Source organism: Roseomonas aerilata DSM 19363 (genome assembly GCF_000711725.1).
GTDB classification, from domain to species: domain Bacteria; phylum Pseudomonadota; class Alphaproteobacteria; order Acetobacterales; family Acetobacteraceae; genus Roseomonas; species Roseomonas aerilata.
The window spans coordinates 170,576-190,138 of the sequence record NZ_JONP01000007.1 but is presented as its reverse complement, the minus strand read 5'-3'; the positions used below and the strand labels follow the sequence as shown (position 1 = coordinate 190,138).

The following is a 19,563-nucleotide window of genomic DNA, read 5'->3' as shown; positions in this document are numbered from 1 at the left end:
TCTTTTTCTATCTGTTTGAGATACTTGGCGGCCGGTGCGCCTCGGGTCGATGACCCGAGGCGACCTCACGTTTAAGAAGGTTCCGCGACAGCCAGAAGGGGATCCAAGGGCCTCAGGCCCTTGGCGGAAGAGGTCCGGAGAGGGCAGAGCCCTCTCTGGCGTTACCGACGCAGTCCCCCATCAGAACGGCACGACCCGTCAGACCGGGTAGAACCATCAGCACCCCGTCTGGCGCGGCACCCGCTCCACTTCCATCCCGAACAGCGGCCGCAGCCCCGTCCCGAGCACGTTGCCCACGAAGGCCGCCGCCATCCAGGCCCAGCCGTGCAGGCTGCCGGAGGCGATGCCGGAGAAATACGCCCCGATATTGCAGCCATAGGCGAGGCGCGAGCCGTAGCCGAGCATGATCCCGCCCACCACCGCGGCGATCGCCGAGCGCAGCGGGATGCGGAACTTCGGCGCGTAGCGGCCGGCCAGCGCCGCGGCCAGCAGCGCACCCACGATGATGCCGAAGTCCATCACCGAGGTGACGTCGGCCAGCACGCTGCCTTGCAGCGCCGCCGCCTGGGCCGGGCTCGACCAGAAGGCCCAGCTCGCCACGTCGAAGCCCATCGCCATCGCCGCCTTGGAACCCCAGAGCGCGAAGGCCGAGGTGATGCCCCAGGGCCGCCCCGCCAGGGCAAGCGTCGCGAAGTTGAGCACGGCCAGCGCCACGGCACCGGCCACCATCGGCCAGGGCCCGCGCAGCACCCGCGGCAGGCCCGAGCGCACGGCGGGCGTGCCCGGCACCAGCCGCCCGTGCCGCCGCCGCTCCACCACCACCGTGATCCCGGCGATGAGCGCGAAGAGCGCTAGGTTCACCGCAAGCGCCGGCCCGACGCCCCAGGCGGTGATCACCGAGATCGGCGGCAGGTGCGGCAGCGACGCCCACCAGTGAAGATGCGCCGCCCCGAAGGTCGAGCCGACCACGAAGGCGAGCAGCGTCAGCACCATCCGCACCGAGCCGCCGCCGGCCGTGTAGAGCGTGCCCGAGGCGCAGCCGCCGCCGAGCTGCATCCCGATGCCGAAGACGAAGGCGCCGAACACGACCGAAACGCCCACCGGCGCCACCAGCCCCTGCACCGGCTGCCCGAACAGCGTGCCGGAGGCGAGCACGGGAAAGAACAGCAGCACCGCGATCGCCAGCATCACCATCTGCGCCCGCAGCCCCGCGCCCCGGCCGTCCGCGATGAAGACCCGCCAGGCGGAGGTGAAGCCGAAGGAGGCGTGATAGAGCACCAGCCCGAGCATCGCGCCCAGCAGGTAGAGCGCGGCCTGCCGGGGCCCGACCCCCTGCGCCAGCAGCGCCGCCCCGGCCAGCAGCAGCGCGCCCGCCCCCATGGCGGCGGTGGCCTGCACCCCCGGCGGGCGCGGCAGCGGCGGTGCTTCGACGAAGGTTGAGGCGGACATGGGCGGGTCTCCCGGCGCGGCGACGGAAAAGGGCAGCGCGTTCTGTTTCCGTGAATTGGTGAAGAGGCTTCGTAAATTCACGATACCGAAGGATGCATTCCCTGCATCCCACGGTTGCCCGCCCCTTCCAGCCGCATGCCCCCTTCCGGAAAGGCGGGCGCGCCCTGCGTTCCGCAAAACGAAACTGCGGCCACGGACCGGGCGTTCGGAACGGACCCGACCACGGAGGCCACCGATGCGCGCCACCCCACGCCTTTTCGCAACCGCCCTGGCGCTCGGCCTCGCCCCCTTCGCCGCAACGGACGCCCATGCCCAGGCCGGCACCGCCGGCACGCCGCCGGCCGCCACCACCCCATCGGCGCGCGACGCGAACCCGGTGACGCCCACGCCCCAGGCGCCGGACATGCCGACCTATCTCGGCATGCTTGACCGCGGCATCGTTGACCTCCGCGAGGAGATCTCGCGCGCCGAGAGCGGCGGCGGACGCTCCACCCAGCCCGGTGCCACCTCGCCCGGGATGATCCACCTCATGCAGAAGGTGCGGGAGAGCTGGCAGATCGCCCAGCGCGCGCCCCGCGGCTTCAACGGCAACGCCGACTACGACCAGACCATGCGCGACATGCGCGCACGCTTCTCCGAACTCGGGCCGCAGCACGTCGAGGCACCGCAGGCCGTGGAGTCCGCCCGAGGCGCGCTGCAATCGCTCGAGAAGCTGCGCCAGGCCGCGGCGGCCTCCGCGCCCTCTTAAAGCCCCAGCAGCGAGGCCAGATCGCCGAAATCCGCCGCCACCACGTCCCACTCCTGCGCGGGGAGAAGATCCTTCGTCTGCCCCGGCCCGTGCTCCGTCGGGCGGGGCACGAAGGCGGTGCGCAGCCCGCAGCGCCGCGCCGCTGCCAGGTCGTCATTGTGCGCGGCGACGAGGCAGACCTCCTCCGGCCGCATCGCCAGCACCTCGGCGGTGCGCAGATAGGCCTCCGGCGCCGGCTTGTAGGCCCGCACCACCTCCGCCCCCAGGATCGCGTCCCAGGGCAGGCCGGCGCGCTTGGCCATGTCGATCATGAGCACGATGTTGCCGTTCGAGAGCGGCGCAATGATGTAGCGCGCTCGCAGCCGCGTAAGCCCGGCCACCGAATCCGGCCAGGGGTCCAGCCGGTGCCAGGAGAGGTTCAGCGCGTCCAGCTCGGTCGGCTCCACCCGCGCGGGGTCGATGCCGAATTCGGGCAGCACCGCCTCCAGGTTCTCCCGGTGCAGGGTGTCGAGCCGCGTGAAGGGCCGGGCGCCGCTCCGCACTGCCTCCATGGCCGGCTGGTAGCGGCGGCGCCAGGCATCGGCAAAGGCCGACGGATCGGCCGAGGCGCCGTGGCGGGCGAGGAAGGGCGCCGCCTCCCGCGCGACGCCGCTCCGCCAGTCCACCACCGTGCCGAACACGTCGAAAACAATGGCGCGCACGCCGTCCAGGGCCATGGGGTTCTCCAGGGTTCAGGGTTGGAAGGTCAGGCCCAGGGCCCGCGCCGGCCACGCTGCCAGGGCCGCCCGGCCGACCCCCGCGGCGGGCCACCCCAGGGACCGGACGAGGGACCGGACGAGGGACCGGACGAGGGGCCGGTCCAGGCACCGGGGCCCGCCGCGCCGGATCCCCGCAACGGCATCCCCCCCGCCATTTCCATCAGCGCCCGCACCCGGTTCTCCGTGCTTGGATGGGTGGAGAAAAGGCTGTCCACCCCCGCGCCCGAGAGCGGGTTCACGATGAACAGCGACGCCGTCGCCGGGTTCGCCTCCGCGGACGCGTTGGGAATGGCGTGCCGCCCGGCCTCCAGCCGCTGGAGCGCATTCGCCAGCCCCCGCGGATGCCCCGCGATCTCCGCCCCCAGCCGGTCCGCCTCGTACTCGCGCGCGCGGCTGACGGCCATCTGCACGATCATCGCCACCAGCGGCGCCACGATGATCGCCAGCAGCACCCCGATCCCGCCCAGCGGGTTGTTCCGGTCCCGCCGCCCGAACAGCCCGCCGAACTGCGCGACCATCCCGATCGCGCCCGCCAGGCTCGCCGCCACCGTCATGATCAGCGTGTCGCGGTTGCGGATATGCGCCAGCTCGTGCGCGATCACCCCCGCCACCTCCTCCTCCGGCATCATCGACAGCAGCCCCGCCGTCACCGCGACCGCCGCGCGCTCGGGGGAGCGGCCGGTGGCGAAGGCGTTCGGCTGGTCCTCGTGGATGAGATACAGCGCGGGCATCGGCAGCCCCGCCCGCGCCGCCAGCCCCGCGACGAGCTGATAGAGGCGCGGGTTGTCTCCCGGCCCGATCGGCTGCGCGTCGTGCATGCGCAGCACCATGCGGTCCGAGTTCCACCAGGAGAAGACGTTCATCCCAGCCGCCATCAGGAAGGCGATCACCATCCCCTGCTGGCCGCCCAGCAGGTACCCAAGCCCCGCGAAAAGGGCGGTGAGACCCGCCATCAGCAAGGCGGTGCGCGCGTAACCGGACACGGGACCCTGTTCCTCCTTTGCCAGTCATCCCTATCTGGGGAGCATGGCCGAGACAGACGATACCAAGACCCCGCCCGCCCCGCCGGCGCCCCCCAAGCCCGCGACGCCCCCGCTGCCGCCCGAGATCGGCGGCCCCAAGGGACCGGAGCCGACGCGCTTCGGCGACTGGGAGCAGAAGGGCCGCGCGACGGATTTCTAAGGGCCCGCCCACCAAACCATCGCCGCCCCGGGCGGTTCCTCCCCTGGCCGGACAGGGCGGGGACCGATGCTGCGCTACCTTCCGCTCCTGCTGGTGCCGCTCTCGCTCGGGATGGAAACCCTGGGCGCCGGTCCCGTATGGATCTTCCTCACCGGCGCGGCGGCGGTCGCGGTCCTCGCGGACTGGGTCCGGCGCGGCACGGAGGGGCTGGCCGCCCATGCCGGCCCCGCCATCGGCGGCCTGCTGAACGTCAGCTTCGGCAGCGTCGCGGAACTCATCCTCGCCCTCTTCGTGCTCACCAGCGGCCAGGTCGCCGTCGTGCAGGCGCAGATGACGGGCTCGATCCTCGCGACCACCCTGCTCGGCCTCGGCCTCGCCATGCTCGTCGGCGGGCTGGGGCGGGACCGGCAATGCTTCAACCGCGCCAATGCCGGCCTCCTCTCCACCCTTCTCACGCTGCTGATGATCGCACTGCTCCTCCCCGCGGTCTTCGACCTGACGGAGCGCACGACGGTATCGCCCCGCGCAGCGCAGATCACGGACGAGGAGGTGAGCCTCGGCATTTCGGCCGTGCTGCTCGTGCTCTACGCCGCCAACCTCGTCTACACCCTCGTCACCCACCGCAACGTCTTCTCGCGCGATGAGGAAGGCGGCGAGGGCGGCACCCCTTGGAGCGTGGCGCGCTCCCTCGCCGTCATGGTCGCGGGCACGGCCATGATCGCCTGGGAGGCGGAGCTGGTCTCGGGCGCGCTGGAGGCCACGGCGAGGACCCTCGGCCTCTCCACCGTCTTCCTCGGCGTGATCCTGCTCGCCGTCGTCGGCACGGCGGCAGATCTCTTCGCGGCGGTGGTCTTCGCCCGCCAGGATCGCATGAGCCTCGCCTTCAGCATCTGCATCGGCTCGGCCATCCAGGTCGCGCTCGTGCTCGCGCCGCTGCTCGTCATCATCTCCTGGTTCCTCGGCACGCCGATGACCCTCGTCTTCACCAGCCCGCTCGACCTCTTCGCCATCGCCGGCGCTGCCTTCGTCGTGCGCGCCGTCGCGGCGGACGGGGAATCGACCTGGTTCGAGGGGCTGGTCCTCGTCGGCGTCTACCTCATGCTCGCCATCGGCTTCTTCTTCGTCGGGCCGGCCTGACCGGGCCGCCTCCCTCAAAGGTCCTGCGGCTCTCCTTTCCGGTTCTGACGATCCAAGACGCGCACCACTGCGCCAGGTGGAAAGCAGACAGGGGCGCACAGCCCTTCGAGGGCAACCAAGCGCCCAACTCGGTCATCCAGACGTCGTTTTGGCTTCCCGGAAAGCAGACATGGGCCGCTCCGTGCCGCCTGTTGCGGTAGCACCCGTGGCGGGGCTACGGCAGGTCAAAGAGTGAGCAAGCCAATACAGGCGCGGTGAGCCCGCCTTTGGAGCTAGGCTAGATGGTCACTGGCGCGCTTCGCCAAGCATGCTCCCCAGAACAAGCTCGAAAAGAACCAGGTCGGCCGTTCGAAACCTGCATCAGCCAGAAGTTCGGCAACAACTTCCTCGGAGGCAGGAGGATCGGCCCCCTCGAGGATCTTGCCGAGCTTGGCCTGCACCTCCTCGGCTGTCGCACCCTGCATGCGCCAGCGTTCACCCCAGGCGACCAGGAGCAGCGGCTGACTCGCGTAGGCGTAGCGGTTTCCTGCCAGAATCAGCGGAGCGCCCGGCTTGAGGCGGCTTGCGATGGATCGCAGGAGTTGGCGCTTCGCTTCCCCGCCTGGCTGATGATGGAGCACCCCGATCAGGGTTGCCGCGTCGAAAAGCTGATCCGGCGGGAGGCCATCGACGTAGCCGAGATGGATATCAGTCCGCGCGACCAGCCCCTTCTGCTCCAGATTTGCGAGCGCGATGTCCATCATCGGTGCTGAGGGGTCCACGGCTGTAAAGCGCCAGTTCGGCTCCAACAGGCCCGCGGTGACAATCTCCTGCGCACCTCCTCCCGCGCCGACAACAAGGACGCGAGCCGTGCTTCCGGCGCCGAGCATCGCCGTGAGCATGCAAGCGGCCAGTTCATGGCAGGCGTCGTACCCCGCCAAGGCAATTCGGCTCTGGGCCTGGTACTCGTTAGCCCGTGCCAGGTCGAACTTCTGAACAGAGGTAGACGATGCAGACATCGAAGCAGGTTCCTCCCAAACCCATTTGCATCCCCGCTTCGGCAGAGGAAGCTCAGTGTCGCCCAGTTCGAAGGGCCGCATCGATCGACAGCGGTTGCGCGAACTTTTGGATTGAAGCCTTTCTATGCACCTGACGATTCTATGCACCTGACGATGTCGTGGTCAGGCATGCGGCTCTGCGCCTGATGTCCAGGGCTGATCAAAGCCGCGCGGGCTCACGGCGGGCACTGCCGTTCCAGGGACTGGCCCACTTTTCTGACTCTTGTGTTACGCGGATCCAGCTTCTGTCCGGCGGATGAACGGAGTTCGATGGGCGTCACCGGCGTGAGGCCGTCGGCTTCCACAAGCGTCGAATGCCGCTCGCCAGGTGCGAAGAGGTTCGCCTCACCCCACTGACGCAGAGCTACGATCACCAGGAAGAGCGAGCGCCCCTTCTCGGTCAGTACATACTCCCCGTAGGCGCTGCTGTCCGAAGCAGGAACCTGCTCCAGCACACCGATGGTCACCAAATGCCGGAGGCGTCCGCTGAGGATGCCTTTGGCGATCCCCAAACCCTTCTGGAACTCGCTGAACCGCCGGGCACCATCAAAGGCATCGCGGACGATCAGCAGCGACCACCAGTCACCGATGGCATCCAAGGCCCGCGCCACCGGGCATTCCGCGTCGCTCATGCTCACCCGCTTCACCATTCAGGTTCCACCGCCCATGGCCACATCTGGTCTCATAATAGGACTGGATAAGCCGCCTGTCATCTGGTCTCATCATAAGACCAGAATTGGAGGCGTTGTCTTGGACGGCGAGAAAACGGCGCAGGCACCCAACGCGACGGACCTGCGCAAACCCGCGAAAGAGCCTCGCGCTCCCGGCCTGTCGCCGCGATTGACCCTCCTTCTGGCAGCCGCCTGCGGCCTAGCGGTCGGCAATGTCTACAATGCGCAGCCGCTTCTGGAGACCATCGCGACCGGGCTCGGAATCCCGCTCGGGAATGTCGGGATCATCGGAACGATCACACAGGTCGGCTATGGATTTGGCCTGGTGTTCATCGTGCCACTTGGCGACATGCTCAGCCGACGGAGCCTTGCTCTCTGGCAGTTCACTCTCTCGGCCGCGGCTCTCCTGGTGGCGGGCTTCGCGGGCACCCGGACGCTGTTTCTCGTTGCGACGGGAATGGTCGGCCTGCTGGCCGTCGTCGTTCAGGTTCTTGTCGCCTTGGCCGCATCTCTCGCGGCGCCGGAGCAGCGTGGTCGCGCACTCGGGCTGGTCACCAGCGGTGTGGTGACAGGAATTCTTACGGCGAGGGTTCTCGCGGGCTTCATCGCTGACGTGGCGGGTTGGCGTGCCGTTTACTTCACCTCCGCAGGCGCCATGGTGGCCATGGCCGCGCTGCTGTTCCGCTCCCTGCCGCAGCAGCCGAAGAAGACAGCCCCGATCACCTATGCAGGGTTGCTCCGTTCCATGGCGAAGGTGCTGTGGCAGGATAGGGATCTCCACTTACGGGCGGGTTTCGCGTTCCTGATCTTCGCGACGTTCAGCAGCCTCTGGACTGCCGTGGCCCTGCCGCTGGGCCGAGAACCTTTCATGCTCTCGCATGCTCAGGTGGGCCTTCTCGGGCTCGCGGGGGTGGTCGGCGCCCTGGCCGCGGGCGGAGCGGGGCGGCTGGCTGACCGGGGGCTCGGGACCACGGTCACAGGTCTTGCCCTCGGCCTCATGCTGCTGTCCTGGCTTCTTCTCGCGATGCTGCCGATCTCGCTGGCCTGGCTGGTGGGTGGGGTGGTCCTCCTCGACCTTGCCGTCCAGGCGGTGCATGTCACGAACCAGAGTCTGCTGATGTCCCAGCGGCCCGAGGCGGCCGGGCGGCTCATCGGGCTGTACATGGTCTTCTACTCCCTGGGCAGCGCCAGCGGCGCGATCGCCTCGACGGCCGCTTACGCGCAGGCGGGCTGGCTGGGCGTTTGCTCGCTGGGTGCGGCCTTGAGTTCCGGCGCAGTTCTCCTCTGGATCCTTACATCCCGGCGTCGCCACGCACATGAGGTCGAAGTGCTCCCGCACTAGCGGCACAGCCATGCTGTGAGGCGGCGAGCACGTCCGCTTCGGCATGTCGGCCTGCCGAGAGCCGCCGTTCCGCTATCGGCCAGTTCCTGCCCTTCCGCAAAGCGCCCAGATCAGCCGTCGGGGTTATGAGATCGCCTGCTCCGAAGCGGAAGTGACGCTCAAGGTGGACGAGTGCGATCTAGCCAGAAGTTGTCACGATGGCCATGTGGCCGCTCAAATCGATCCTCATGGGGCCGCCTTCCTGACCAGGCGGCGGTCGCCCCTGGGGACACCGGCACCATGTTCTCAGAGCTTGATGCCGGCCGTTTCGAGCGCACCGTCGATGCGTTCATCGACCTCGCGCTTCGTGGCAGCCCAACCGGGCACCGTGTCCAGCAGGCGCTGCTGCCAGGCGACCAGGTTGGGGAACTCGTTCAGCGGGATCTTCGTCCGCTCGTTCTGCGAGAATGGACCGGCGATGTCGAAGTCAGCCAGCGTCAGTCGATCGCCGACGATGTAGCTGTGCTTCGCGAGGTGCGCGTCCAGCACGGCAGCAGCCGCCCGGAGCTTGTCGGCCGCCAGCTTCACGATGGTCTCGTCGGCAGGCTGGTTCATGAAGCGCTTGGCAAGGACCTCATCGAAGGTGAGCGTCGCGAAGACGCGCCACTGCTCGCCCGACCAGAACATCCACTGGAGGATCTCGAACCGCTCGCGGGTCGTGCGGCCCGCCAGATCGCTTCCCGCTTTCTCGGCAAGGTAGAGATTGATCGCGGCGGACTCGTAGAGGACGAAGTCGCCGTCGACCATGACGGGCGACAGGCCGTGCGGGTTCAGCTCCAGGAACTCGGGCGTGTGGCTCTCCCCCTTGAAGAGGTCGATGTTCACGATCTCGATGTCGATGCCCATGACGGCCGCTGCTGCTGTGACGCGGCGCCGGCTGCCCGAACCGGGGTCGCCGTAGATCTTGATAGCCATTGTAAGTAGTCCCCACCTTGGTTGATGGTGTGAGTGGTCAGGCCGGGACGCCGGCACGCAGCCGATCGAGCACCGGCAGCAGTTCGGACGGGTCGGGGCGCCGGGTGTAGTCGGGGTTGACCTCGGCATAGGCGATCACGCCCTCGGTCCCGATCACGTAGCGCGCCGGCATCGGCAGCACCCAGGACGGGTTGTCGTTGATCTTCGCCAGGTCGTTGCCGAACTGCTTGTAGACCTGGATCAGATCCTCCGGCAACGAGAAGCGCAGGCCGAACTCGGCGGTGACAGCCGCGCCGGCATCGCTGAGGATTGGGAAGTTGAGCTTGTTGTCGCGCTGCGACTTGCGGCTGTTCGCCGGCGTCTGCGGCGAGATCGCGACCAGGCTGGCTCCGCGCGCCTCGATCTCGGGCCGTACCTCCTCCAGCGCCTGCAGATCGAAGTTGCAGTATGGGCACCAGACGCCGCGATAGAAGGTCGCGACCAGCGGCCCCCGTGCGAGCAACTCCCGCGAGCTCACGGTTGCGCCTTCCGCGTCCCGGAGCGTGAACTCGGGCGCCTTGTCCCCGGCCTTGAGAGCCCTGTCGGCCTGCCGGCTATCGATCAGCGACTGGGTCGCGCGCTGCATCGTGTCGAGCTGGGCTCGGGTGGGCACCAGCGGAAAGCGTCCGTTCTCGAAATCTGCGCGCATCGCGTCGAGCTTGTCCTGGAGCTTCATTTCGCATCTCCATGTTCGCGGCGAAGGCACCGTGAGCCGGAAATTAGGTGATCAGCGGACTGCGATGTATCCATTCAATAAGAGGAACATTTATCCGGATCTCGAATGAGCGACCGCTGGCAGGAAATGACCGTGTTCGTCCGCGTGGCGGAAAGTGGCAGCCTTTCGCGGGCAGGGCGCGAGCTGAAACTCTCGCAACCTTCGGTGACGCGTATCATCGGCACGCTGGAGGCTCGGTTGGGCACGATACTGCTGCTGCGCACCACCCGAAGCATCTCGCTGACCGACGCCGGCGCGCTCTATCTTGAGCGCGCGAGACGCCTCCTTGCGGAGATGGAGGAGGCTGAGCAGGCAACCCGGGGCGTGGACTCGCTGCACGGCGTGGTTCGTCTCGCGATGCCGCTGATGTATGGCACTCGCGCGATCATACCTGCGCTGGCGCCCTTCCTGGCCCGACATCCCGACCTGAGGGTCGAGCTGGCCATGAGCGACGCGCGCCAGAATCTGGTCACTGACGGTGTCGATTTCGCCATCCGCATCAACGTCGGGGCACTGGATGACTCGTCTTTCGGTGCCCGGAAGCTCGCGTCGGTCGAGCGACTGGTCGTCGCGGCGCCAGCCTACCTGTCCGCCCATGGCGCGCCGGCTACTCCGGCCGACCTCGCCAATCACGACTGTATCGTTCAGCATGGCTCGTTCGGCGGCGAGAGTTGGCGCTTCAGGCGTAACAAGACCATCACCTCCGTCGATGTCCACGCTAGACTTTGGATCAACTCAGCCCCAGGAGTTCTGGCAGCCACAGTGGCGGGTCTGGGAATCTCGCTAGGAACTCGCGTGATGGCGGGCGAGGAGTTGCGCGCCGGCCAGCTTACACAGCTGCTTGAACCGTACCGGCTGGACCCCGCGGAGGTCTATGCCGTCTTTCCGGCAGGCCCAAGGCCATCGGCGAAGGTCCGGGCGATCGTGGATCACCTCGGAGCGTCGCTCGCCGCTGCGAGCTGATCAGCACCGGGGGGAGGCGAGGGACCACCTCTCGCCGACCCTGCTCGAGATGTGTGATCGGCTGCTGCTCAACGGCAAGGAAACCGAATGGCCGCTATTCATCATCATCGCTGCCAAAGCGGAACTGCCGCTGCCGGCCAAACCTGGCCATTCGGGCCGCCGCCACGCGGGGCCGCTTGCGGTGGCCAAGCCCGTGGCACCCCCTACTCCTCCCCCACCGAGGGCGACCCCGCGAGCACGCCGCCGTCGATCACCATCGTCTGTCCCGTCATGAACCGCCCCGCCGCCGAGGCAAGGAACACCGCCGCCCCTGCGATCTCATCGGGCTCGCCGATGCGCTGGAGCGGCGTGTCCCGCGTGCGCTTGCGCAGCATCGCCGGATCCTCCCACAGCGCCCGCGCGAAATCGGTCCGCACCAGCCCGGGCGCGATGCAGTTCGCCCGGATGTTCCGCGGCCCCCACTCCACCGCGAGGTTCCGAACGAGCTGCATGTCCGCCGCCTTCGAGATCCCGTAGGCCCCGAGCACCGGCGAGCCGCGCAGCCCCGCGATGGAGGAGACGACGACGATGCTCCCCCCGCCCCGCTCCGCCATCCCCGGCGCCACCATGTTCGCGAGCCAGAGGTTGGAGCGCACGTTGGAGGCCATGATCTTGTCGAAGGCCTCGTCCGGCAGGGTGGCGGAGGGGCCGAAATGCGGGTTCACCGCCGCATTGCACACGGCCGTGTCGATCCGGCCCCAGCGCGAGAGCGCCGCCTCCACCAGCGCGCGCAGGTCCTCCTTGCGGCCGATGTTGCAGGCCTGCGCGACGGCCTCGCCGCCGGCCGCCACGATCTCCTCCACCACCGCCTGGCAGGCCTCGACCTTGCGGGAGGAGACGACGACGCGCGCCCCGTGCCCGGCCATGCGAAGCGCGATCGCCCGCCCGATCCCGCGCGAGCCGCCCGTGACGACCGCGACCTGGCCCGTGAGGTCGAAGAGGTTGCCCGCTCCCGGATCGCCGAAACCCATCCCTTCCCCCTTAATCACCGGCGCGGGCTTGTGCCCGCCTCCATGCCACGGCCAGTCTGCCGCAGGACCGCCAGAGGAGGAACGCGCTTGAGCCTGAGAGGAGTGGCCTGCATCGCGGGCGCCTACGAGCACCCGACGCGAGAGGCCGAGGACAAGAGCACCGCCCAGCTCCACGCGGAGGTCGCGATCGGCGCCCTGCGGGACGCCGGCCTCACCCGCGCCGACGTGGACGGCTATTTCTGCGCCGGCGACGCCCCCGGCATGGGTCCGCTGAGCATGGCCGACTATCTCGGCCTCAACCGCCTGCGCCACCTGGACAGCACCGACATCGGCGGTAGCTCCTACCTCCTGCACGTCGCCCATGCCGCCGAGGCCATCGCGCTGGGCCGCTGCAACATCGCCCTCATCACGCTCGCCGGCCGCCCGCGCTCGGAAGGCGTCGCCACCGGCACCACGCCCCGCGCCGGCAGCCCGGCGCAGCCCGACGTGCAGTTCGAGTATCCCTACGGCATCACCGTCGCGAACCTCTACGCCCTCTGCGCCAGGCGACACATGCACGAGTTCGGAACGACCTCCGAGCAGCTTGCCTGGATCAAGGTCGCCGCCTCCCACCACGCCCAGCACAACGAGCACGCCATGCTCCGCAAGGTCGTGACGGTGGAGGAGGTGGTGAACTCCCCCCTCGTCGCCGACCCGCTGCACCGGCTGGACTGCTGCGTCATCAGCGACGGCGGCGGCGCCCTCGTCGTCACGCGCCCGGAGATCGCCCGCTCCCTTAACCGCCCCGTCGTCACCCTCCGCGGCGCGGGCGAGGCGGTGAAGCACCAGATGGGCGGCCAGCTCGACCTCACCTACACCGGCGCCCGCTTCTCCGGCCCCCGCGCCTTCGAGGAAGCCGGCGTCACCCCCGCCGACATCGGCTACGCCAGCATCTACGACAGCTTCACCATCACCGTGCTCCTCCAGCTGGAAGACCTCGGCTTCTGCGAGAAGGGACAGGGCGGCCGCTTCGTCGCCGACGGCAACCTCATCTCCGGCGTCGGCAAGCTGCCCTTCAACACCGACGGCGGCGGCCTCTGCAACAACCACCCCGCCAACCGCGGCGGCATGACAAAGGTGATCGAGGCCGTCCGCCAGCTCCGCGGCGAGGCGCACCCGGCCGTGCAGGTGCCCAACCTCGCCCTGGCCCTCGCCCACGGCACCGGCGGCACCATCGGCACCCGCCACGGCAGCGCCACCCTCATCCTGGAACGGGAGTGAACCCCATGAGCGAGGCCCGCATCCCACCCAGCCCCACGCCCGATCCCTCCACCCTCGCCTTCTGGGAAGGGGCGTGGAACGGCCAACTCCTGATCGGCCGCAACACGAAAACTGGCAGGGTCCACTACCCGCCCCGCCCCGTCTGCCCCTTCGACGACGAGGGCGCGGTCGAACTCGTCCCCGCCAGCGGCCGCGCCACGCTCTACACCTTCAGCATCACGCGCGCGAAAACCCCCTACGTCGTCGCCTACGCCGAACTCGAGGAAGGGCCGCGCGTCCTCACCAACATCGTGGACTGCGACTTCGCGGCTCTCCGCATCGGGCAAACCCTGCGGCTGACCTTCATCGAAACCGAAGGCGGGCAGCCGCTTCCTGTGTTCACCCCTGCCTGAGGCGGTGACGCCGGGGAGAGGAAGAAGGAATTCTTCCTCTCCCCGGACCCCTCACCATCATCTTTTTCCTCGAATGGGGAGGTTTCTGCGGCCGGTGCGCCTTGGGTCACTGACTCGAGGCGACTGCACGGGCAGGAAAGGCGCCGAGAAGGGACTGGCCCCGATCACCGCATCCGCGCCAGCCAGATGGGGATCCAAGGGCCTCAGGCCCTTGGCGGGAGAGGTGCCGGAGAGGGAGGAGCCCTCTCTGGCGGCCGCAGCGCGGAACCCGCTTAAAGCAGCCCTTCCCGCCGGAAGGAGAGGTGGCGGCCTTTGCCGATAATGAGGTGGTCGTGGACCACGACGGAGAAGACCTCGCCGGCCGTGCGGATTTCCTTCGTCATGTCGATGTCGGCGCGGCTCGGGGTCGGGTCGCCGCTGGGGTGGTTGTGCACGAGGATGAGGGCCGTCGCGTGCAGCTCGAGGGCGCGGCGGATGACCTCGCGCGGGTAGACGGGCGTGTGGTTCACCGTGCCCTTCGCCTGCGCCTCGTCTGCGATGAGGCGGTTCTTGCTGTCGAGGAAGAGGATGCGGAACTGCTCGATCTTCTCGCGCGAGAGGGCGGCGTTGAGGTAGGTGATCAGCCGGTCCCAGTTGTTGAGCACCGGCATCTCCATCACCTCGGCCTTGGCCAGGCGCAGCGCGGAGGCCTGGACGAGTTTGAGGGCGGCGACGCTGTGCTCGCCGAGGCCGCGGGTTGCCATCAGCTCCGCCTGCGGGGCGGCGAGGACGGCGGCGAAGCTGCCGTAGTGGTTGATGAGGGACTTCGCGAGCGGCTTCGTGTCGCCGGTCTTGAAGGCGAAGAAGAGAAGCATTTCCAGCAGCTCGTAATCGGCGAGGGCGTCCGGCCCGCGTTCGAGGAGCTTCACGCGCATCCGGCCGCGATGGCCCTGCGGGCCGGTGCTGGGAAAAGGGGGGCCCGGGACGGGCGTGCCGGGGAAGGGCGCGGCGTCCTCGGGCACGATGGCAGGCGGGGCGGCATCCCGCTCGCGCCGGGGCCTGCCGCGGGGCCGGGGGGCCTCGGCCGCGATGGTCGCGCCCGGGGCGGTGTCGCCCGCGAAGGGGAAGCGCGGGGCGGGGCCGAACTCGTCGGCGGGGTCATGGCCGAAGGCGCGGCCGGAGAGGTTCTCGGCGAAACCCCGGCGGCGGGAGGAAACCTGCGCCTCGGCATAGGCGGGGGGAGGGGCCGCCCGCCTGGCCTTGCCGCCGAAGATCCTGCCGAGCCACATGGCGCTGGTCCCGTCCTGGTCGCCCCGTCACCTTCCTGGTGACGGTTCCGTATCATTTCTCCACCGAAAGTTGTGTTCAAGGCGGTATCTGGCGTGTTCACGAGGCGTTCGGGCAGAAGGGCGCAACCGGTTGCGGCCAGTCCACAGCCTTGGTCGGGAGGAGGGGGTTGGTGGAGGGCGTGGAAAAGGCCCGGCAAGTAACGCTTCCCGAGTCGCCCTGCCGTCCCCAAAATAGGGGGATGGCTTCCCCACTCTCTTCCCCGCACGACACGCCCGACCCGGATTTCGCCGACCTGCTTGCCCAGCGGCCCCACCTGCGCGCCCATGTGCTGGACGGGCTGGTGATGGACGACGTGCCGCTCGTGAACATCGCCCGCGAGGTCGGCACGCCGACCTGGGTCTATTCCGCCGCCACCCTCCGCCGCCGCCACGCCGCCCTTCGCGACGCGCTGCGCGATGCCGGGCTCACGGCCTCCATCCACTTCGCGGCAAAGGCGAATGACAGCCTCGCCGTGCTGCGCGTCCTCGGCGACGAGGGCGCCGGGGCGGATGTGGTGAGCGAGGGCGAGCTTCGCGCGGCGCGGGCCGCCGGTATCCCGGCCTCCCGCATCGTCTTCTCCGGCGTCGGCAAGACGCACCGGGAGATCGCGCTGGCACTGGAGGAGGGCATCCTCCAGATCAATGCCGAGAGCGCGGAGGAGGTGGAGCGCATCGCCGAGGTGGCGGCCGCCACGGGGCGCGAGGCGCCGGTATCGCTGCGCATCAACCCGGACGTGGACGCCCGCACCCACGCGAAGATCTCGACAGGGCTGGCCGAGAACAAGTTCGGTATCGCCTACGGGGATGCACCGGCGCTCTATGCCCGCATGGCCTCCCTGCCGGGCATCCGGCCCACGGGGCTGGCCGTGCATATCGGCAGCCAGATCACCGAGGGGATGGCGGCCTATCGCGCCGCCTATGCGCGCGTCGCGGACCTCGCGCGGGCGCTGCTGGCGCGCGGGCTGCCGATCGAGCGGCTGGACTGCGGCGGTGGCCTCGGCATCCCCTACCGCGACGAGATCGCACCGCCCCCCGCCGCCCTGGCCGGCGCCATCGGCGCGACGCTCGGCCCGCTGGGCCTGCCGGTGATGCTGGAGCCCGGGCGCTGGATCGCGGGGCCGGCGGGGGTGCTGCTCGCCTCCGTCGTGCTGCAGAAGCGCGGGCAGAACCGGCGCTTCGTCGTGCTGGACGCCGCGATGAACGACCTTGTCCGCCCGGCCATGTACGAGGCCTGGCACGGCATCCTGCCGCTGGCGCCGGACGCGCTTCACGCGCCGCTCTCCCCGGCCGACGTGGTGGGGCCGGTCTGCGAGACCGGCGACACCTTCGCGCGCGGCCGCCCCCTGCCGGACCTGCCGCCGGGGGCGCTGGTCGCCTTCCTGGATGCCGGCGCCTACGGGGCCACCATGTCGTCCACCTACAACGCGCGCCCGCTGGCGGCGGAGGTGATGGTGGATGGGCACCGCTGGGCGGTGACGCGGCCGCGGCAGTCGCACGAGGCGCTGCTGGCCGGCCAGATCCTGCCGGACTGGCTCGGGGCATCGCTCGAGGCCGCTGCGTGACGGGTCCCGGGCCCGGCGCGGCGGGAAGCGGGCCGGCCCTGCGCCGGCTCGGCCGGCTGCGCGCCAGGGCCCGGGCGGCGCTGTTCTGGGAAGCCCTCTGGCCACGGCTCTGGCCGGTGCTGGGGGTGCTCGGGGTCTTTCTCGTCCTCGCCCTCTCGGGGGTGTTCCTTCTCCTGCACCCGCTGCCGCACCTCCTGCTGCTGGGGGTGCTCACCGGGATGCTGGTGGTGGCGGTGCTGCACGGGCTCCGCGGCCTCTCGCTGCCGGACGAGCCGGCGGCCGACCGGCGGCTGGAGCGGGCCTCGGGCCTGCCGCACCGGCCGCTGGCCGCGCTGCACGACCGGCCGGCGGGGGGCGATGCCACCTCCCTCGCGCTGTGGCGGCTGCACCAGGCACGGGAGGCGGCGCGGGTCCGTGCACTCCGGGCGGGGCTGCCGCGGCCGGGGCTGCCGGCCCGTGACCCCCGCGCGCTGCGGGCGGGGCTGGCGGTTGCGCTGGTCGCCTCCCTCGTCGTCGCGGGAGCGGAAGCGCCGGAGCGGCTGCGCCGCGCCCTGTGGCCGGCGGCGGCACCGGCCGCGCCGGGCCTTTCCGCGCAGCTCGAGGCCTGGGTGACGCCGCCGGCCTATACGGGTGCGGCGCCGGTCTTCCTCGACCCTGCCGGCGGAAGCGTGATGGTACCGGCGGGCAGCCGGCTGCGGGTGGCGCTCTCGGGCGGCAGCGGCGCGCCGGAACTGCTGCGGGACGGTTCGCCGGCGGCCGCCTTCCAGGCGCTCGGCCCCGGCAGCCACAGCGCGGAGATGGTGCTCGATGCCGGGGGGCAGCTCATCGTGCGGCAGGGCGGGCGGGACGTGGCCGCCTGGTCGCTCGCGGTGCAGGCCGACGCCCCGCCGCGCATTGCCTTCGCCGAGCCGCCCGCGCAGGCCGCACGGGGGCTTGCCACGCGCCTGCCCTGGCGCGCCGAGGATGACTGGGGCGTTGCGAGCGCGGCGGCCGAACTCCGCCTTGCCGCGCGCCCCGACGCGCCGCCGCTGGCCATCGACCTGCCCCTGCCGCCCGGCCAGCCCAAGGCGCCGCGCGGGGTGGCGCAGCCCGATCTTTCAGCCCATCCCTGGGCGGGCCTGCCGGTGCGCGTGTCCTTGCTGGCGCGGGACGGCGCGGGGCAGGAGGGACGCTCCGACGAGGCAGCGCTGACCCTGCCGGAGCGGAGCTTCAACCACCCGATCGCGCGCGGGCTGATCCTCCTGCGCAAGGGCCTCTCGCTCGATCCCAGCCAGCGGCGGCCCGCGATGGAGGGGCTGGAGCGGCTGGCGGGCCAGCCCGAGGCCTTCGAGAACGACACCGCGACGGCGCTCGCGCTCCGCTCCGCCCGGACGCGGCTGGAGAGCGATACGCGCCCGGAGGCGGTGGGCGAGGTGCAGCAGACGATGTGGGAGACCGCCCTCGCCCTCGAGGAGGGCCGCGCCGACCGCACCGCCCGCGCCCTGGCCGAGACACGGGAGCGCCTGCGCGAGGCCTTGCGCGAACGGCAGCAGCAGGAGCGCGAACGCGCCGAGGAGCGGCAGCGCGAAGCGGACCGCCAGGAGGCCGAGCAGCGCCGCGAGCAAGAGGCTCGCCAGAACGGGGAGCCGCCGCCGCGCGAGGCCGATCAGGCCCAGCCCCCCGGCGAGAACAACCAGACCGCCGCCAACCCCGAGCAGCAGCAGCGCCAGACCGAGCAGCAGCAGCGCGAAGCCCAGCGCGACGCCGCCCGGACGGAGACGGACCGCCGCATCCAGGAGCTGCGCGAGGCCGTGCGGCGGCACCTGGACGCCCTGGCGGAGCGGATCCAGCGCGACAGCGGCGAGACGCCGCCCGAAGGCCCCCCGCCCCAGGCGCGCCCGCAGGAGCGCCGCGAGGCCGAGCGTCGCACCGACCGCATGCGCGAGAGGAACCGCGAGGATCGCCCCGAGGACGCCGAGCGCGAGTTGGCCGAGCTCGAGAAGATGCTGGAGGACCTCGAGAACGGCCAGATGGCCGAGAACCGGCGCGAGGAACGCCGGCAGCGGCGCGAGCGCGGCCAGCAGCAGATGGGCGTGATCCAGGACATGGTGCGCCGCGAGTCCGGCCTGCTGGACGGCGCCCACCGCCGCGGCGAGGCCGAGTCCGCGCGGCGCGAGCGGGAGCGCCGCCAGTCCTATCCCTGGAACCGCGGCCTCCCGCCCGAGCCCCAGGCGCAGCCCGCGCCGCCCGAGACGACGGCGGATGCCCGGGTCCAGCGGGCGCTCCGCCGCGCGCTCGGCGAGCTGATGCAGCAGCAGGGCGACCTGACCGGGGACGTGCCGGCCCCGCTCGGCCGCGCCGACCAGGCGATGCGCGACAGCGCCGAGGCCCTGGGCAGCGGCGCCGACCCGCGCCCGCACCAGGAACGGGCGATTCGCGAGCTCTCCGAGGGCGGGCGGCAGATGGCGCAGCGCATGCAACGCCAGTTCGGCCGCCCCGATCGCCCCCAGCCCGGCGAGGAAGAAGGCGAGGGCGAAGGGGAAGGCCAGGGCGACGCCATGGCCGACGGCTCCGAGCAGGGGGGCGAAGGCCAGGACAGGATGGCCCAGAACGGCGAAGGACGCGACCCGCTGGGCCGGCGCCTGCGGGAAGGAACCGGAACCTCCGAAGAGGGCGGCGATACCCGCGTGCCGGAAGAGGCCGAAATGCTCCGCACCCGGCGGCTGCAGGAGGAACTGCGGCGGCGCCACGCGGAACGGGAACGGCCGACGGCTGAACTGGATTATATCGACCGGTTGCTGCGGTTGTTCTGAGCAGGCGGTGCGGGTGACGCCGGGGGAGAGAAGGAATTCTCTCCCCCGGACCCCCACTCATCTTTTTCTATCTGTCTGAAATGCTCTGCGGCCGGTGCGCCTCGGGTCATGGACCCGAGGCGACTGCACGCCCAGGAAAGGCGCCCAAAAAGAACCGGCCCCCCTTATCGCATCCGCGAAAGCCAGACGGGGATCCAAGGGCCTCAGGCCCTTGGCGGGTGAGGTTCGGAGAGGGCGGAGCCCTC

The 19,563-nt window shown here is 70.4% G+C and carries 18 protein-coding genes; 9 read left to right on the top strand and 9 right to left on the bottom strand.

Features of this window, described 5'->3' with window-relative positions:
• Positions 1-216: 216 nt before the first annotated feature.
• Positions 217-1,449 (bottom strand): YeeE/YedE family protein, encoded by a 1,233-nt coding sequence (locus BO39_RS10470; RefSeq protein WP_043832719.1) that lies wholly within the window; start codon positions 1,447-1,449, stop codon positions 217-219.
• A 235-nt stretch (positions 1,450-1,684) separates the two neighbouring features.
• On the opposite strand from BO39_RS10470, the gene BO39_RS10465 reads away from it, so the two are divergent.
• Complete coding sequence (locus BO39_RS10465) at positions 1,685-2,197, top strand: hypothetical protein (RefSeq protein WP_043832718.1); 513 nt, start codon at positions 1,685-1,687, stop codon at positions 2,195-2,197.
• Here the strand turns inward: BO39_RS10465 and BO39_RS10460 are convergent.
• Together BO39_RS10460 and htpX are read right to left on the bottom strand one after the other, a co-directional pair.
• On the bottom strand, positions 2,194-2,913 hold the full coding sequence (locus tag BO39_RS10460) for a haloacid dehalogenase type II (RefSeq protein ID WP_043832716.1): 720 nt from the start codon (positions 2,911-2,913) through the stop codon (positions 2,194-2,196). The genes BO39_RS10465 and BO39_RS10460 overlap by 4 nt on opposite strands.
• Before the next feature lie 29 nt (positions 2,914-2,942).
• A complete protein-coding gene (htpX, locus tag BO39_RS10455; RefSeq protein ID WP_084698015.1) occupies positions 2,943-3,938 on the bottom strand; it encodes a zinc metalloprotease HtpX in 996 nt (331 codons plus the stop codon).
• Positions 3,939-3,981: 43 nt separating this feature from the next.
• Between htpX and BO39_RS30980 the strand changes: the two genes are divergently transcribed.
• The gene (locus tag BO39_RS30980) at positions 3,982-4,137 is read left to right on the top strand and encodes a DUF1674 domain-containing protein (RefSeq protein ID WP_084698014.1); all 156 of its coding nucleotides are present in this window, start codon (positions 3,982-3,984) and stop codon (positions 4,135-4,137) included.
• A 66-nt stretch (positions 4,138-4,203) separates the two neighbouring features.
• The gene (gene cax / locus BO39_RS10450) at positions 4,204-5,274 is read left to right on the top strand and encodes a calcium/proton exchanger (RefSeq protein WP_043832714.1); all 1,071 of its coding nucleotides are present in this window, start codon (positions 4,204-4,206) and stop codon (positions 5,272-5,274) included.
• 272 nt (positions 5,275-5,546) lie between these two features.
• Here cax and BO39_RS10445 read toward each other — a convergent pair whose 3' ends face one another.
• Together BO39_RS10445 and BO39_RS10440 are read right to left on the bottom strand one after the other, a co-directional pair.
• On the bottom strand, positions 5,547-6,272 hold the full coding sequence (locus BO39_RS10445) for a class I SAM-dependent methyltransferase (protein WP_043832711.1): 726 nt from the start codon (positions 6,270-6,272) through the stop codon (positions 5,547-5,549).
• Positions 6,273-6,487: 215 nt separating this feature from the next.
• Positions 6,488-6,943 (bottom strand): winged helix-turn-helix transcriptional regulator, encoded by a 456-nt coding sequence (locus BO39_RS10440; protein WP_245615087.1) that lies wholly within the window; start codon positions 6,941-6,943, stop codon positions 6,488-6,490.
• On the opposite strand from BO39_RS10440, the gene BO39_RS10435 reads away from it, so the two are divergent.
• Positions 6,942-8,324: an MFS transporter gene (locus BO39_RS10435; protein WP_245615085.1), complete on the top strand. Its 1,383-nt coding sequence runs from the start codon at positions 6,942-6,944 to the stop codon at positions 8,322-8,324. The genes BO39_RS10440 and BO39_RS10435 overlap by 2 nt on opposite strands.
• Positions 8,325-8,609: 285 nt before the next feature.
• Here the strand turns inward: BO39_RS10435 and BO39_RS10430 are convergent, their stop codons facing one another.
• Positions 8,610-9,278, bottom strand: a complete 669-nt coding sequence (locus BO39_RS10430) for a glutathione S-transferase family protein (RefSeq protein WP_043832709.1) — start codon at positions 9,276-9,278, stop codon at positions 8,610-8,612.
• A 37-nt stretch (positions 9,279-9,315) separates the two neighbouring features.
• Entirely contained in the window at positions 9,316-9,993 is a 678-nt protein-coding gene (locus tag BO39_RS10425) for a peroxiredoxin-like family protein (protein ID WP_043832707.1), read from the bottom strand.
• Between the two features lie 105 nt (positions 9,994-10,098).
• On the opposite strand from BO39_RS10425, the gene BO39_RS10420 reads away from it, so the two are divergent.
• The gene (locus tag BO39_RS10420) at positions 10,099-10,995 is read left to right on the top strand and encodes a LysR family transcriptional regulator (RefSeq protein ID WP_043832705.1); all 897 of its coding nucleotides are present in this window, start codon (positions 10,099-10,101) and stop codon (positions 10,993-10,995) included.
• Between the two features lie 203 nt (positions 10,996-11,198).
• Here BO39_RS10420 and BO39_RS10415 read toward each other — a convergent pair whose 3' ends face one another.
• Positions 11,199-12,005, bottom strand: coding sequence for an SDR family NAD(P)-dependent oxidoreductase (locus BO39_RS10415; protein ID WP_043832702.1), 807 nt, complete (start codon positions 12,003-12,005; stop codon positions 11,199-11,201).
• Between the two features lie 87 nt (positions 12,006-12,092).
• Here BO39_RS10415 and BO39_RS10410 point away from each other — a divergent pair, with 87 nt between their 5' ends.
• Together BO39_RS10410 and BO39_RS10405 are read left to right on the top strand one after the other, a co-directional pair.
• Entirely contained in the window at positions 12,093-13,265 is a 1,173-nt protein-coding gene (locus BO39_RS10410) for a thiolase domain-containing protein (protein WP_043832701.1), read from the top strand.
• 5 nt (positions 13,266-13,270) lie between these two features.
• Positions 13,271-13,657, top strand: a complete 387-nt coding sequence (locus tag BO39_RS10405; RefSeq protein ID WP_043832942.1) for a Zn-ribbon domain-containing OB-fold protein — start codon at positions 13,271-13,273, stop codon at positions 13,655-13,657.
• Between the two features lie 272 nt (positions 13,658-13,929).
• Here the strand turns inward: BO39_RS10405 and radC are convergent, their stop codons facing one another.
• Entirely contained in the window at positions 13,930-14,925 is a 996-nt protein-coding gene (gene radC / locus BO39_RS10400; RefSeq protein ID WP_342666319.1) for a RadC family protein, read from the bottom strand.
• A 239-nt stretch (positions 14,926-15,164) separates the two neighbouring features.
• Between radC and lysA the strand changes: the two genes are divergently transcribed.
• On the top strand, positions 15,165-16,526 hold the full coding sequence (gene lysA, locus BO39_RS10395; protein ID WP_043832699.1) for a diaminopimelate decarboxylase: 1,362 nt from the start codon (positions 15,165-15,167) through the stop codon (positions 16,524-16,526).
• Positions 16,523-19,318 (top strand): DUF4175 domain-containing protein, encoded by a 2,796-nt coding sequence (locus tag BO39_RS29825; RefSeq protein ID WP_052401902.1) that lies wholly within the window; start codon positions 16,523-16,525, stop codon positions 19,316-19,318. Before lysA ends, BO39_RS29825 begins: the two co-directional genes overlap by 4 nt.
• The last annotated feature ends 245 nt before the right edge of the window (positions 19,319-19,563 follow it).

Coding starts and splice junctions, on each gene's coding strand:
- BO39_RS10470 (WP_043832719.1), bottom strand. CDS start 1,449: ATGTCCGCCTCAACCTTCGTCGAAGCACCGCCGCTGCCGCGCCCGCCG.
- BO39_RS10465 (WP_043832718.1), top strand. CDS start 1,685: ATGCGCGCCACCCCACGCCTTTTCGCAACCGCCCTGGCGCTCGGCCTC.
- BO39_RS10460 (WP_043832716.1), bottom strand. CDS start 2,913: ATGGCCCTGGACGGCGTGCGCGCCATTGTTTTCGACGTGTTCGGCACG.
- BO39_RS30980 (WP_084698014.1), top strand. CDS start 3,982: ATGGCCGAGACAGACGATACCAAGACCCCGCCCGCCCCGCCGGCGCCC.
- cax (WP_043832714.1), top strand. CDS start 4,204: ATGCTGCGCTACCTTCCGCTCCTGCTGGTGCCGCTCTCGCTCGGGATG.
- BO39_RS10445 (WP_043832711.1), bottom strand. CDS start 6,272: ATGTCTGCATCGTCTACCTCTGTTCAGAAGTTCGACCTGGCACGGGCT.
- BO39_RS10435 (WP_245615085.1), top strand. CDS start 6,942: ATGCTCACCCGCTTCACCATTCAGGTTCCACCGCCCATGGCCACATCT.
- BO39_RS10440 (WP_245615087.1), bottom strand. CDS start 6,943: ATGAGCGACGCGGAATGCCCGGTGGCGCGGGCCTTGGATGCCATCGGT.
- BO39_RS10430 (WP_043832709.1), bottom strand. CDS start 9,278: ATGGCTATCAAGATCTACGGCGACCCCGGTTCGGGCAGCCGGCGCCGC.
- BO39_RS10425 (WP_043832707.1), bottom strand. CDS start 9,993: ATGAAGCTCCAGGACAAGCTCGACGCGATGCGCGCAGATTTCGAGAAC.
- BO39_RS10420 (WP_043832705.1), top strand. CDS start 10,099: ATGAGCGACCGCTGGCAGGAAATGACCGTGTTCGTCCGCGTGGCGGAA.
- BO39_RS10415 (WP_043832702.1), bottom strand. CDS start 12,005: ATGGGTTTCGGCGATCCGGGAGCGGGCAACCTCTTCGACCTCACGGGC.
- BO39_RS10405 (WP_043832942.1), top strand. CDS start 13,271: ATGAGCGAGGCCCGCATCCCACCCAGCCCCACGCCCGATCCCTCCACC.
- radC (WP_342666319.1), bottom strand. CDS start 14,925: ATGTGGCTCGGCAGGATCTTCGGCGGCAAGGCCAGGCGGGCGGCCCCT.
- lysA (WP_043832699.1), top strand. CDS start 15,165: ATGGCTTCCCCACTCTCTTCCCCGCACGACACGCCCGACCCGGATTTC.